This is a genomic window from Pedobacter ghigonis, from assembly GCF_903166585.1.
In the GTDB taxonomy this organism is placed as follows: domain Bacteria; phylum Bacteroidota; class Bacteroidia; order Sphingobacteriales; family Sphingobacteriaceae; genus Pedobacter; species Pedobacter ghigonis.
On sequence record NZ_CAESCM010000003.1, the window covers coordinates 1 to 14,771 of the forward strand.

Sequence of the window (14,771 nt, forward strand, 5' to 3'; positions counted from 1 at the left end):
CTTTAATGTATTGAGAAAAGCTATTTTTATCCTGAATGAAGTCAAATGTTTTTTTTAGGAGCCACTTTATGTTGCTCCCCAATTTGGTTCAAAGAAATTATACTCATTTCAATCTTATTGTTTAATACTAAATATCGTTATAAATATTTGAATATCAAATATTTATGACGATAAGTTAATAGCATTGGTGGGGACACCAACCAGTAGATTGTCTTATTATCGGTTGGTGTCATCACCAACCGAAACTGTTATCAATCGGTTTTTAACTCAAAAGGCATTCTTCTGAACCGCGTTCCGCTGGCAGCAAAAATGGCATTGGCAAGGGCAGGAGCAAAGGGAGGTAAGCCCGGTTCTCCAACGCCTTTAACTTTTCCGCCATCGGCTAGTATATGCACTTCAACAACAGGCGCTTCGTTGATGCGAATCAGCGGATTATCGTAAAAATTTTGCTCTACCGTTTTCCCATCTTTAAAGGTAATGCCGGGTTTTATTGCTGCACCCAGCGCCATGATGATGGCACCCTCTACCTGATTTTTAACATTATCTGCATTCACCACCGCACCGAGATCAATAACGGCATGCACCTTATCAATGCTAATGGTTTTATCGGGGTGATGGGTTACTTCTACAACCTGTCCGGCGAGGCCGGCGAAAAAATCCCATACGGCAACACCGCGACCTTTACCCTGAGGTAGTTTTTGTTCCCAGTCGGATACTTCTTTTAGTTTAAGCAGCACTTTTTTGGTATCGGAAGGTTTCGTGAGCAGCTCCAGCCGAAAATCCATCGGGTCTTTTTTGGCTTTATAGGCCAGTTCATCAATAAAGCCCTCGTGTGCAAATGCGAGTGTTGAACTCGTAACCGAACGCCATGCAGCTACAGGAATATGTAGGTCGGCCCTAACATAGGTAGTTTTTAAATTGGGTATTTCGTAAGCCTGCTCCGCAATGCCCTCCATCATAATGCTATCTACTTTTGTGCGGTCGAAATTGGCCTGCATCGATTCAAAGTAGGAGGGGCTGATTACTTTGTGCTGAAAAGTGCTCAGTTTTCCATCAGTAGAAAAGCCTGCCGAAAGTTTCGAAAAAGTCATTGGCCTGAATGGCCCTTGAGTGGTAGTATCTTCTCTCGACCAGATTAGCTTTACGGGCACATCAACCAGTTTGGCCACATTTACAGCCTCAACAATGTAATCGAAATACAACCTGCGACCAAAACCACCACCAATAAACTGGTTATTTAACTTCACATTTTCGGGTGCAAAGCCTACTTGTTTGGGTAAATCGTTCGCACCGCTACCTGTCATAGCGCTGGCTACCTGGGTCGATGTCCATATTTCCAGTTTGTTACCTTGTATATGGGCAGTACAGTTCATAGGCTCAAGGGTATGGTGCGCCACCATAGGAGTTTCGTAAAAAGCTTCGAAGGTATTTTCGGGCGAAATCTGTACTGCTTCAACCGAACCGATGTTTTTGCCGGTTATTCCAGGTTCTGCCGCGAGTTTGCGCAAATGGTTTTCATAATCAACAGTATTAAATGTTTCATTACCATTGTTTTCCCAAACTACTTTCAGTTTTTTACGCGCCTGGCTAACGGTCCAATAGCTATTGCCGATAATGGCGATGCCCGTATATTTATATTTTCCAACAATACGCTCTATCGGTCCGACTGTTTTAATACCTGCAATTTTCATCACCGCTGTAGCATCGTAACTTTTTAAAGTGGCGCCAAAAACCGGACTTCTTTCTACAACAGCATACAACATACCTGGTAGCTTTACATCAATACCGAAGCCAGCCTTTCCATTTGTTTTAAGCGGGATATCCTGCCGTTTCGTTACTTTCCCCAAAATTTTAAAGTCTTTGGGATCTTTCAATTTTGGGTTTTTAGGTAATTCTATTTTCGAGGCTTCCTCAATCAGCTTGCCGTATGGAAGTGTTTTTTTACTGGCTTTATGAATTATTGTTCCGTTTTCAGCATAACATTCAGCAGTATCAACTCCCCAAATCCTGCTGGCAGCGATAATCAGTACTTCTTTGGCTGCCGCACCTACCTTACGCATGGGCAGATAGTTGGTGCGGATTGAGGCACTTCCACCTGCACTTTGACCACCGCCAAGCGCTTTTTCACCATTCGATTGCTTGATAATGATCTGATCCATGGAAACTTCAAGCTCTTCGGCAATTAATGCCGGAAAAGATTGCAGCGTTCCCTGGCCCATTTCCGGTTTGGTATTGAAAATGGTAATCTGTCCGCTGGATTCGATCAGGATATAAGGACTAAAATTGGCGGAAGCAATATCCATCACCATTAATGGATTTCCTTTTGCCGATAAACCTAGCCAAATTGCAAAGCCCGCAGTACCTGCGCTTTTAATGAAATGGCGCCTCGAAATTTCTTCCATAGTTGTATGTTTTAATTTTGTCCTTTTCAGGTGTGTTGTTGAGTTAAATTGGTATAATCAGCCATCGTATCTATATCTATATGCCCCATTTCGAAAGCTATTATAGCTACATCATTTGGGTTTTCGGCCATAATGGCCTTTGCACCGCTATTGCCCGTTAAGGCTAAAAGTTGTGCGAAATATTTTTGGGTAAATATTACCGGTGTACCCAGGGTGCTGGCATACTGGCTGGCAACAATTCCCTTTCCGCTTATTTGCTGCGCTTCAAAAAGGGTTTTAAATATTGCAGCATTGATGAAAGGCTGGTCGGACACGGATAAGATTACGCTATCCAAATCTGAATTCCTTTGCAACATCGCACTAACACCGGCTACAATACTGGTTGATATTCCTGCTTCCCATTGCTGGTTGATGATAAAATCTGTTTTCAGTTTTGCTGCAAGTTGTTTAGCGTGCCCGCCCAATACGGTTAGCACAGGTGAAAAACCACTTTCAATTGCTGCCTCTGTTACAATATCGATCAGCTGTTTCCCATTAAAGGTAAGCAACTGTTTAGGTTGCCCCAACCGGCTCGAATTTCCGCCTGCCAGAATAATGATTCCTGTTTTCATATGCCAACATGTTGATGTATGGGTAGGATTTTGTTTTTCAATGGTTCTTTTGCAGCACCGGAAAAGAAGGCCTTGATTTCGGCAACAATAGAAACGGCAATTTCAGCTGCAGTTTCGGCACCGATATCAAGTCCAACAGGGCCATGCACCCTGAGCCTGTTTGGTTCGGTATCTAAGCCCAGCTCATCCAGCATTTTCAGAAGTTTCTTTTTAGGCCCGAGCGAACCAATGTAAGGTGTATTGGTGGCCAGCAATCTGCCGAGCAGTTCTACATCGTAATTATAATTGTGGGTCATTAGTACAAATGCGGTGCGTGCATCGCTTTTCGTTACATCAACTTCACTTGCTTTGGCAACCAGTACCTGATCTGCCGTTGGGAAACGACCTTTGGTAGCCTGGGCAGGTCTGCCATCGATAACGGTAACCTGCCAGCCCAGTAAATGGCACATTTGAGCAAGTGGCTGGGCATCATTGCCGGCACCTGCAATAACCAGGGCAATCGGGGTACTGATAAATTCGAGAAATGCTGTAACTGGCTGATTATCGAAATTATAATCCTTAAATACTGAGGTGTTGCTTAGCAGCACCTCCTGAAGATCGTCTTCAATGCTGCTGTTTATTAAACCCGGGATATTTTTGAAGCTGGTATTGGCCTTTAAAAATAATTGTGTACCGGCATGTTGCTGCTGTTCTAAAGAAAACAGAACGGCTATAGCCGCATCCTCGCGTTTGCCGGCCACTTCGTTAAGTATCGCTATCGGATTGTTATCCGTATCTGAAGTTAAGGGCTCAAAAAGAATATATACAATGCCGTTGCAGCCCAGTTGTACACCAAGGTTTGCATCATCCTCATCGCTGGTATCGTAAGTAACCAGCCGGTTTTCCTGCAGGTGTATTGCTGCCAGCGCCTTACGGAGTGCATCTCCTTCCAGGCATCCGCCACTAATGGCTCCGGTAAGCTCACCGGTTTCCGTAACCAGCATCCTGGCACCGGGCCGGCGGTAAGAGGAACCTTCCACCTTTACTACTGTAGCCAGCGCTGTCCTGATATTCGCTTTACTCGCTTTATGGTAGGCTTTCAGGATCTCAGTAATTTCGTTCATATCTGCTCAAAGTTTATCGGTTTGATAGCCAGTGCTAATATTTTATTTTGAGTGGCTATTTAGCAGGTGCATAAGCTCCCGTTTTAAGCCAGATGGTCCATTGCTTTTTAAATTCGGCATGACTCAAAGGTGGTAACGTACGGCCTTCGCCCGGGTTCCAGCCCGATAGAACCAGACCATCATCGGCATGTTCGAGCAACTTTTTCAGGTCTTTATTCCCATTTTGTTTCGGATCTACCAATTGTTTGGCCAGCTGATTGGCTGAACGACCCTGAAAAATCATTTTCATGTTTGCCGGAGGTAAATGCCAGTTCGGATTGCCGGGTGGCGTATGTTTTCCGGCCGTATTGGTGGGTTGGTGACAGTTGGTGCATTTCATGGCATACACACCTTTGCCATCTACACCGCGGCGCGGACTCATGGTATGCAAATGGCTATCATCGCCCTGCAAAGGAATATCGCCACTGGGATGGCAGTTAATGCAGCGCGGACTCTTGAGCACACTGTACACTTTTTTGAAAGCTGCAACCGAGGCCACACTATCTTTAACCACAGCTGGCGTAACGATTGGTTTAACATCGTGATGAAGCGTAAAAGCCATAAGGGTTACCAATGAAAGGATTATCCCCATTACGGTTGCTATGCGCAGCGTACCCGCATGCCCTTTAGTAAAATTTGAAAACTTTTTCCTCATCCTTTACTTTCTCCTTTCTTTTGCAGCTCGGCGGCCAGGTGTATCGCTTTGCGTATCCGGAGATAAGTGCCGCACCTGCAAATGTTACCGGCCATGGCCTGGTCAATATCAGTATCGCTCGGGTTGGGGTTCTCGCGCAACAGTACCGCCGCCGACATTAACTGACCTGAATGGCAATAGCCACATTGTGGAACATTTACCTCATTCCAGGCCAACTGCAAAGGGTGATCGTTATTTTTAGATAAACCTTCAATGGTTCTGATTTTTTGCCCCTTGGCACGGCTCACTTTAGTAACGCACGATCTCACAGCCTCGCCATTGAGGTGTACCACACAGGCCCCGCATTGCGCTACCCCACAACCATATTTGGTGCCGGTTAAGCCAACCAAATCGCGGATGGCCCAAAGTAAGGGCATATCAGGATCGGCATCAATGTCGAAATTCTGGTCATTAACGTTTAATGAAATCATAAGATTCGTTTTATGTTTTGTTAATTATTGCAGTTGCTGCACAGCTTAACTGCGCCAGGATGCGGTAACAACAGTTAAACTTTGTTCAATGTTCTAATTTACAATTTTGTACTGTAAAAGTTTGCTGATCGGTAATTTTGGTAGAAAGACCAGTAATTTGGGTAGGGTTGGCTTGTAAATGAAGGATTATTTATCTACACAAAAGGCATCCCGAAGGATGCCTTTTGTGATATTGTTTTATCAGAATTGGAAATATTGATATGGTTTAACCAGTCATTTTAGCTGCAATTTTAAGCTATAATAAGATACAAGGCTCAAATTAGCCTAGTTTTTTCCTCAGCCATTTTCGTACAGGTTCATCATACCATTTCAAAGTGATGTAAGCCAAAATAATGCTGCCAATTAAAATTAACAAGGCATAAGGCCAGGCTTGCACAATGGTAGTGCCTTTGTTGTTACTGATCCACGCAACATAAAAATACACCAGTGGATAATGCACGAGGTAAAGCGGGTAGGAAATATCACCCAGAAATTTGCATATCCGGCTTTCTGTTTGGCTATGTATTACGCAACTGGCCCCCATATAAACGATGAGCGGAAAAACAAAGATGATACATACGGATTCATAGATTCCGTTCATCAAAAGATGCTCAGCACCACCAATGCGTGGCATATATAAAACAATGGCAACCAGTAAGCTACACCATAAAAAGGCGTGTTTAATGTGCGTGGGTTTCGCTATTCGTGAGAGTAGCAAACCTGCAAAGAAAGGAAACATTGTGCGCGTTATGCCAACACGAACCTGTTCTACGTTTAGTGTCCAGCCACCGCTAACATCGCCATTAGGACTGGTGATAGCCAGATGAGCCAGCGCTGCCGCTGCAATTAATACCAGGATACTTAATGCCGTTTTAGAAAATTTTCTGATACCGATGGCATACAGGATATTGGCTATATATTCGAAAAACAACGACCAGCCCACGCTGTTTAATGGATGCATTTCTTGCCAGCCCCGTATATCCTGTGATAGGGGAACGGGCAGTATGGTGTAACCTATGAGCATTACCAGTAGCATTTTCCACAGGGGAATGGTGTGTATGAGTGGCCAGATAGTTGAATCGGTAAAATAGAAACCAATTGCTCCGAGGGTCATCCCTAATACCACCATGGGTTGAAGCCGTTCTAAACGGCGCTTAAAGAAAGTACCCACAGTCATTTTATTCCAGCGGTCGTCGTAAGCATAGCCGATTACAAAACCCGATAAAAGAAAGAAAAAATCGACAGCAAGGTAGCCATGGTTAACCAGGATGTCGAGATGTCCGGTGCCTAGTGGTTCAGTGAGGTGAAAGGTTACAACAATAATGGCAGCTACACCGCGTAATCCATCGAGTATTGGATAATGTGGCTTTGCTGAAAGATTATCAGACATTGTGGTGGTTATGTTTTCGCTTATAAATGGTTATTTGTTGAATTTGTAAAATTAAATAAATCCATATTTTGCTTTCCACTTATTGTATCAAAATACCTGCAAATAGTCTCATTCTGTACAAGCATGCAAATGTGGCTACGGTACAAAAATAAAGTAGCTCAGACAGCTAAAAGCAATACAGTTTTGTTTAAGTACCCAAATTACCTTAATTTGGAGGAAACAAATCCACAATAAGCTGAATTTCTTTAAAAAATTACTGAGAAAGAAATCTCAAATCCTAGATGAGGAAAAACTACCTGAAAGATACCCGGAAAACGCTCAGGGAGATTTTTATGTAGAGAACCAGGTGTGCATTTGGTGCCACGCACCGGAAGCCGAAGCACCAGACCTGATTGATCATTCGAAGATTGAATATGGCCATTGCTATTTTAAAAAGCAGCCACAAACTCCCGACGAGTTAAATAGGGCCATAAACGCCATGCAGGTTTCTTGTATTGCAGGCCTTCGATACGGAGGTAAAGATGAGGAAATATTAAAACGCCTATACAAAGCCGGATTAGCGAATGAATGTGATCACAAACCTAAAGGTAGGTAGAGATTAATCTCATTTTGTATGACCATGGAGGCATGGAAGGCACGGATTTAAGGAGATATTTTTAAAGTTATAATCTTGCTGCGATAAAGCCCCAAATTATTTAAAAGCCGCGCTATTAGCAATTAACAAGATCCCCAGGCCAATTAGCACGATGTAACTATAGCTAAAAAACTGATCATCCTTCATCCGGGCATTTATAAACCTGCCCAACAATATGGCGGATATTAGCGCAGGCAGCGACCAGCAATAATAGCTGAATAAAACCCAGGTAAACAAGCCACTTATTCCATATCCTATTAACCCGACCATACTTGCGATTAAAAAATAAGCTTGCAATGTTGCCCTGAAATGTTGCGCGCTCCATCTGCGTTTCGCACCATAAACCACAAGAGGCGGGCCATTTATCCCATAAGCGCCGCCCAAAACACCCGAAAGGAAACCACAGCCAAAAAGCCAGCGTTGGTCGTCATTCCTGAGCTCTGTTAGTTTTTTGCCGGTTAACAGATAAATAGCGAACAAAATAATAATCAGTCCTAAAATTACCTTTACCAACGATTCCTCCACATGCACCAACAGCCATAATCCGGTGGGGATACCCATAATGGCATAAATAGTGAGATTACCAGCGCTTTTAAAGTGTATTTCTTTATGATCCTGAACAACCACGAATCCGGCAATGGTAACCGAAACAAGCACTGAAAGTGGCACTGCCAGATCAATCGGCATGAAAAGCGCCAGCAATGGTACCGCGACAAGCGACTCACCAAAACCGAAAGCTGAACGGAACACGGTTGCAAGAAAAATGATAAGGGAAACAGCGAAAATAACAGGACCGGCAGACATGACCAAAGACACTAATCAGTGCTTGTTTTACCAATAATCAGCCTGTTAATTGGTGTGTTAAATGCCGCTTGGTATTCCTTTAATATAATGTATTTATGAGGTTAGATCCTTAAATAAATGGCTGATTAAACATAAAGGCTTGTTACAATATTTTTTTGGTGATTATGAACGGATAAGATTAGACCTGTAATTATTCATGGACGGGATTGCAAATCGCGATCAACGGAGATTACATAAAACTATAATTACTTAGTTTCAATAGTATTATAAATTATTAGTAGTTTAACCTTATTTTATATAATAATGTATATATTACGGCGTCAAAAATAGTATTTTAAAATTAATAATTGCGCATTTTTAATAATACAAATCTTAATTAACAAACTTGGAATGAAAAAAAACTACCTTTATTGCTTAAGTATCTCACTGCTAGCTATCACATCCTGTAAAAAAAATACCTCACAGGATATCTTACCACTTTCGAAACCTAAACCTGTTGCCACCATAAATTTAATAACTGGAGTAAATAGTTGTTTTAATTGGGAAACCGGACCGTATGTAACCCTAACTAATGGTCAGACTCGTATTTTACCATGGTATAACGGTGCCACTACGCAAATTCCAAACTTTATTCTTAACGACTATAAGAAGGAAGATGGTTGGGAGTTATTATATAATTTTTTATCGGGTACAGAAAATGGTCAAAATTATTTATTTTTCTATAATAAATTCACAGGCATTATTCGTACGTATTATTTTTTAGCAGATGATGTTACGTTAGGAAGCAATGGTATGTGGGGCCTTGGTTTTACCAATGAACATGCATTATTGAATAATATTGGATATTTTGCAACACCGATAGATGAAATTAGTCAAGAGCCATTGGCTATATCAAGTAATTTAAGCCTGGATGCGAATACCAAAGGCATTGCGAGAGGTTGGAATGCATTTGATACGGAAATCACATATGATCCAATTGCTAAAGATAAAGCAATCAAGATGCGTGTGTTTTCAACAACAAGTAATATATCACAAGTGAGCTTATCTGGCGATGTGCAATTAAGTTCATCCGGAACAATTGTGAGCGTTGCAACTAAAAATGGTTTACAAGATGCAGCAAGCTCTGCAGCTAAGTCTGGGGGAGATGCAGCGAAAGATTACATTAAAAGTAAGGTTAAATCTGATAGCTCTTCTTTCATAAAGAAAATATTTGGTAGTGCTGCCAGTCTTGTAGTAGGCGGGGGGGTTAAAGAAATTATAAATGCTGGTATTAACTTATTGTTTGGATCATTTATAGGAAAAAAAACTGAGACAACGGCTACTAACCAAAAGATTGAATTTAAAACTAATGGTTCAATCAGTTTAAGCGGCACAATAAGTTCGAGCTCAGCAAATAATGTATCTTCGATTACAGGTCTTTACACGCCGGGTACACGTCCAGATTTAAGCAATTTCCTGCTTCCGTGTTTCGATAAGCAGCTTGGTGTTTGGAATTTAGAAACCAAACCAGTTGTACAAACATCTCAACACGCTTTTGGGGGGAACTTCATGCCGCCTTATGATGATGTCTACCAAAGATTTTATATGTTAGATCAAAGCTCAATTAAGGTTAAGGTAAATCCGGATTTAATACCTGAATTACAATCATACGAGGTTACCTCTGATTTGTTTTACTACAATAAATTTAAGGGAAATGAAAACTGGAACAATTCTATTGTTGGAAATAAAATAACAGGAGGTATTTTAGCTTATGAGGATAGCGCAAACAAGTTCTATCAGATGCTGAGTGGATCATTTTATGAAGATATTCACGGACCTATTCCTGCTCCTGGCAACCCGAATGAGGATCAGGAAATTCCAAGTATTCTTGTAAATGGTTTTAATAAGAACTTTGTGGTAAAGGTAACAGTTACTTTGATTCCCAAGGTTGGTTATGATCAAACACCTATTGTGATAACCCGATCTTATATACCGGATTATCAGTACTACTAGTGAATTAGAAGTGGAGGGGAGTTCTTATCTCCTCCACTTATTTCAAAGGCTCACAGCATTTTCTAATATCAAAATAGAATAGCTGGAAGTAAATACTGATCGTCTATTATTGCTGAAATTTTAATAATATAAATTACTCATTAGGCAATAAACTATATATAAATTCTAATAAGAACCCGAAAATCGATCGTCCGCGTTTGTAAGGATGATGGGCGGGATTATCGACTCTATCGCAATTTCAAGTTTATATTTTTAGAACTATTATAATGCATTCGAAATTGTGCGCCCCAACATGATCCCGCCCCAGACTGCCGCGAATGCTGTCAAAATTCTTTTAACACAAAAAAGCCCCACATTTCTGTGAGGCTTTTTGTGATCCCGCTGGGATTCGAACCCAGGACCACTACATTAAAAGTGTAATGCTCTACCAGCTGAGCTACGGAATCTACTTTGTTTAAAACGTTATCCGTTTCCTTTAAAGTGGTGCAAATATAGGGTTCTAACCTATTTCCTGCAAATAAAAAATCGTTAAAACTGCTAACTGTATTGATTTATAGGTGAATTAATTATTTACCTTCTCTTTTTTAAACATAATTGATATTTTTATCGCTCAATATTTAAGTCCAGCATGTACAAATCTTTCCGTTTATTCTTTTTTCTGCCTTCGCTCTTTTTATTTTCATGTCAGTCTAATCCATCAAATGAAGCAGCACTGGCCAAACACAAGCAGGATTCGCTGGCTTCTTGCGAGAAAAATATGCCCAGCCGTTTTGGTGCAGTAAAAGATACTTCGAGTTTTGCCAGTAAAGCACTCAGTCATGAGGGCATGGTGTTAATTCCTGCCGGAACGTTTGCCATGGGCGCCGGAGATAGGGAAGGCAGGGAAGACGAATATCCGCAACATCAGGTTAAGGTGTCTTCTTTTTGGATGGATGTTACCGAGGTTACCAATGCCAGTTTTCAGAAATTTGTAGATGCTACCGGTTATGTAACCACTGCAGAGCGTAAACCCGATTGGGAAGAAATGAAAAAACAGTTGCCTCCGGGTACACCCAAACCACCCGATAGTGTTTTTGTAGCTGCATCGCTGGTTTTTTATCAGCCTAAAAGCGTTACTAGTTTAAACGATGCCTCGCAATGGTGGGCCTGGATTAAAGGTGCCGACTGGAAACATCCGCACGGGCCAAAGAGCAGCATTAAAGGCCGGGAAAATTATCCTGTAGTACATATCTCATGGGATGATGCGATGGCTTACTGCAAGTGGTCGGGCAAACGCTTACCAACGGAGGCTGAGTGGGAATTTGCTGCACGTGGTGGCTTAAACAATGCGAAGTACCCCTGGGGTAACGAAGATATTGAAAAAGGCAAACCTAAAGCCAATACCTGGCAAGGTAGTTTCCCAATAAAAAATACCGATTGGGATGGTTACAATGGCCTTGCCGCTGTGAAATTATTTAAAGCGAATGGTTATGGCCTTTATGATATGGCTGGAAACGTTTGGGAGTGGTGCAGTGATTGGTATCGCCCCGATTATTATGCTAAACTTTCTGGAATTGCCAGTAATCCACAAGGACCGTCTGATAGCTACGACCCGATGGAACCAACGGTGCCTAAACGTGTGGTTAGGGGAGGTTCGTTTATGTGTAATGCTTCTTATTGTAAAGGTTATCGGGTAACTTCCAGAATGAAAACTTCTGCCGATACCGGCCTGGAGCATACCGGTTTCAGGTGTGTTAGTTCCAATTAAGCAGGAGCCTGTTAAATTGAAAATCACGCAAACGTTTGTTAAGTAAATTATTGAAATATTTGTTTAGTTTGGCGCTATCAAATTAAACCGAACCGAATATTTATGCAACAAACAACAAAACCAGGCCAAACGCAGGGGCCAAAACCGCTCATTATTATATGTGCCTTATTCTTTATTTTTGGCTTTGTAACCTGGGCAAACGGAACCTTAATTCCTTTCTTTAAGTTATCTTTTGGCTTATCAAATTTACAGGCATTCTTTGTAACCTTTGCCTCGTATATGGCTTACTTCTTTTTGGCTTTACCATCATCGTGGATACTGAAAAAAGTTGGTTTTAAAAATGGAATCGTATTAGGTCTGGTTATTTTAGGCTTAGGCTCCCTAATCTTTATACCGGCAGCTCAAACCCGTACTTTTGGTCTTTTCTTGACTGGTATTTTTGTTCAGGGGGCAGCTTTGGCTTTGCTTCAAACAGCTTCAAATCCATATTTAACTATTATTGGCCCAATTGAGAGTGCTGCAAAGCGTATCAGTATGGCTGGTATCTGCAACAAGTTCGCAGGTATGATTGTGCCATTGGTTATGGGTAGCCTGTTCTTAAAAAATGCATCGGAGGTTGAAAAGCAAATACAGGCAGCAACAGGAGCAGCGCACGAGCAATTGTTAAACGAGGTTTTAGGCCGCGTTAACATGCCTTATATTGTATTGGCTATTGTGTTTTGTCTGTTTGCGGTAGTTATTAAATTTACCGATTTACCAGAGGTCGAAGTTGAAGAAGATGTGGTGGATGAAACCAAAGGCGAAGTGGTAAAGCACAAAAGCATATTCCAGTTTCCGCACTTGTTTTTAGGCTCACTATGTATTTTTGTATATGTAGGTGCTGAAGTTATGGCCGGCGATATTATCGGAATTTATGGTCGTGAGTTAGGTATTAGCGCTGAGATTAGTGGGAAGTTAACTTCGATTACCCTTTTTAGTATGTTAATTGGTTATATTGTAGGTATTATAGCTATTCCAAAATACATCTCTCAGCAAAAAGCACTTAGAATTTGTGCTATTTTAGGTATCGTATTTACCGTTCTATCTTTTGCCATTTCGACCTGGTTTGCCGTTATTTTTGTAGCCTTATTAGGTTTGGCCAACTCATTAATGTGGCCGGCAATTTTCCCGCTGGGAATTAGCCACCTGGGTAAATTTACCAAAATAGGTTCAGCAATTATGATTATGGGTATTGCAGGTGGTGCTTTAATGCCTTTATTGTATGCTTTCTTAAACGAAAAATTACATGTGCACTTCCAGCTGGCTTACCTTTTAACGGTATTGCCTTGTTACCTGTATATTCTTTACTTTGCTATTAAAGGACATAAAGCCGGATTAAATTTAAAATAACCCAAACCAAATAAATTTTATGAGTTAAGCCCGGTCTGAAAAGATTGGGCTTTCTTTTGCCATTAATTTTCAGTTATTTTGGCGAATTATAAACGAGGTCCGAATCTCATACCTCAAATTACAATACTCATATCTCAATAATGAATAAAGCTATTTTTCTCGATCGCGATGGTGTACTTAACCACGAAATATACGATTACATTACGCGTGTTGAAGATTTTAAAATCCTTGATTATCAGATTCCCGTATTAAAGCGTTTTTTTGATGAGGGTTATCTGTTAATTGTAGTCACCAACCAGGGTGGTATTGCCTTAAAACGTTACAGCGAGCAGGAATTGGCCATTATGCACCAGATGTTGCGCAATGCTTTCGTAGCCAAAGGTGCAGATATTGCTGGTTTTTACTATTGTCCGCATCACCCAACTGTAGGTGGCGAGTGTAAATGCAGAAAGCCGGCATCAGGAATGGTTCTGGATGCTATTGATATGTACGATATTGATCCAAAGCAATCGGTAATGATTGGTGATAAACCGCGTGATGTGGAAGCAGCCAACGGAGCAGGAGTGAAGGGAATTTTAATTGACCCGGATGAGCAGATTAGTTACGAGAAGGTTAAAGAGGTTCTTAGTCGTGAGTCTTTGGTTTAGTTTAGAGTTTTAAGATTGGGAGTTTGGAGTCGCCAATTGCCTAAACCCAAACAGAACATTTGATAATTCCTTAAATGCACGGGCTATTCTTTTAAAATGTAGCGCATAAAAAAGTCCTAAGTTGTTTTAACTTAGGACTTTTTTATGCGCTTAGAACTCAAAACTCCAAGCTTAATTCTCCAGACTATTTGCCCGCTGCCTTAGCGTGGTCTGCTAAGAAAGTAGCTAAGCCGCTATCAGTTAAAGGGTGTTTTAGTAAGCCTACAATAGCAGCTAAAGGAGCTGTAATTACATCAGCACCTAATTTCGCGCAGTTTACAATGTGTAATGGTCCGCGGATTGATGCAGCTAAGATTTGTGTTTCGTAACCGTAGTTATCAAAAATAGTTCTGATATCTTCGATTAAAACTAAACCGTCGCTCGAAATATCATCTAAACGGCCTAAGAACGGAGATACGTAAGTTGCTCCTGCTTTAGCAGCCAATAAAGCCTGTCCGGCAGAGAAAATTAAAGTACAGTTGGTTTTGATTCCTTTTGAAGAAAAATATTTAATGGCTTTAACACCATCTTTAATCATTGGCACTTTAACCACAATTTTAGGGTTTAAAGCAGCTAATGCTTCACCTTCTTTGATAATTTCATCGAAAGTGGTCGAAATAACTTCAGCACTTACGTTGTCATCAACGATATCGCAGATGGCTTTATAGTGGTTAATTACATTTTCATCGCCGGTAATACCTTCTTTAGCCATTAAGCTAGGGTTGGTAGTTACACCATCTAAAATGCCAAGATCTTGCGCTTCTTTGATTTGATCAAGATTTGCTGTGTCAATAAAAAATTTCATGCTTA

Annotated in this window: 12 protein-coding genes and 1 tRNA gene; 4 read left to right on the forward strand and 9 right to left on the reverse strand. The window is 41.1% G+C overall.

All coding sequences use genetic code 11. From position 1 onward, the window contains the following. Positions 1-251: 251 nt before the first annotated feature. The 7 genes from HWV58_RS05595 to HWV58_RS05625 all read right to left on the reverse strand — a co-directional run bounded on the left by HWV58_RS05595 (position 252) and on the right by HWV58_RS05625 (position 8,147). Positions 252-2,402: a xanthine dehydrogenase family protein molybdopterin-binding subunit gene (locus HWV58_RS05595; protein ID WP_175633151.1), complete on the reverse strand. Its 2,151-nt coding sequence runs from the start codon at positions 2,400-2,402 to the stop codon at positions 252-254. Between the two features lie 26 nt (positions 2,403-2,428). After that, the gene (locus HWV58_RS05600; protein WP_175633152.1) at positions 2,429-3,013 is read right to left on the reverse strand and encodes a nucleotidyltransferase family protein; all 585 of its coding nucleotides are present in this window, start codon (positions 3,011-3,013) and stop codon (positions 2,429-2,431) included. After that, positions 3,010-4,116 (reverse strand): XdhC family protein, encoded by a 1,107-nt coding sequence (locus tag HWV58_RS05605; RefSeq protein ID WP_175633153.1) that lies wholly within the window; start codon positions 4,114-4,116, stop codon positions 3,010-3,012. The genes HWV58_RS05600 and HWV58_RS05605 overlap by 4 nt, the downstream gene beginning before the upstream one ends. A gap of 55 nt (positions 4,117-4,171) precedes the next feature. Beyond that, positions 4,172-4,810: a hypothetical protein gene (locus HWV58_RS05610; protein ID WP_175633154.1), complete on the reverse strand. Its 639-nt coding sequence runs from the start codon at positions 4,808-4,810 to the stop codon at positions 4,172-4,174. Further along, complete coding sequence (locus HWV58_RS05615) at positions 4,807-5,280, reverse strand: (2Fe-2S)-binding protein (protein ID WP_175633155.1); 474 nt, start codon at positions 5,278-5,280, stop codon at positions 4,807-4,809. Before HWV58_RS05615 ends, HWV58_RS05610 begins: the two co-directional genes overlap by 4 nt. Before the next feature lie 319 nt (positions 5,281-5,599). Beyond that, positions 5,600-6,709 (reverse strand): acyltransferase family protein, encoded by a 1,110-nt coding sequence (locus tag HWV58_RS05620; protein WP_175633156.1) that lies wholly within the window; start codon positions 6,707-6,709, stop codon positions 5,600-5,602. A 691-nt stretch (positions 6,710-7,400) separates the two neighbouring features. Continuing rightward, on the reverse strand, positions 7,401-8,147 hold the full coding sequence (locus HWV58_RS05625) for a sulfite exporter TauE/SafE family protein (protein WP_175633157.1): 747 nt from the start codon (positions 8,145-8,147) through the stop codon (positions 7,401-7,403). A 390-nt stretch (positions 8,148-8,537) separates the two neighbouring features. Between HWV58_RS05625 and HWV58_RS05630 the strand changes: the two genes are divergently transcribed. Continuing rightward, on the forward strand, positions 8,538-10,139 hold the full coding sequence (locus HWV58_RS05630) for a hypothetical protein (RefSeq protein ID WP_175633158.1): 1,602 nt from the start codon (positions 8,538-8,540) through the stop codon (positions 10,137-10,139). A 373-nt stretch (positions 10,140-10,512) separates the two neighbouring features. Here HWV58_RS05630 and HWV58_RS05635 read toward each other — a convergent pair. Then, a tRNA-Lys gene (locus HWV58_RS05635) sits at positions 10,513-10,585 on the reverse strand. 182 nt (positions 10,586-10,767) lie between these two features. Between HWV58_RS05635 and HWV58_RS05640 the strand changes: the two genes are divergently transcribed. From HWV58_RS05640 to HWV58_RS05650, 3 genes are all read left to right on the forward strand, one after another. Next, positions 10,768-11,886, forward strand: a complete 1,119-nt coding sequence (locus HWV58_RS05640) for a formylglycine-generating enzyme family protein (protein ID WP_175633159.1) — start codon at positions 10,768-10,770, stop codon at positions 11,884-11,886. Positions 11,887-11,988: 102 nt separating this feature from the next. After that, complete coding sequence (locus tag HWV58_RS05645) at positions 11,989-13,275, forward strand: sugar MFS transporter (RefSeq protein WP_175633160.1); 1,287 nt, start codon at positions 11,989-11,991, stop codon at positions 13,273-13,275. 140 nt (positions 13,276-13,415) lie between these two features. Next, a complete protein-coding gene (locus HWV58_RS05650) occupies positions 13,416-13,922 on the forward strand; it encodes a D-glycero-alpha-D-manno-heptose-1,7-bisphosphate 7-phosphatase (protein WP_175633161.1) in 507 nt (168 codons plus the stop codon). Positions 13,923-14,106: 184 nt separating this feature from the next. Here the strand turns inward: HWV58_RS05650 and fsa are convergent, their stop codons facing one another. Beyond that, positions 14,107-14,766, reverse strand: coding sequence for a fructose-6-phosphate aldolase (gene fsa, locus HWV58_RS05655; protein ID WP_175633162.1), 660 nt, complete (start codon positions 14,764-14,766; stop codon positions 14,107-14,109). Between the last annotated feature and the right edge of the window lie 5 nt (positions 14,767-14,771).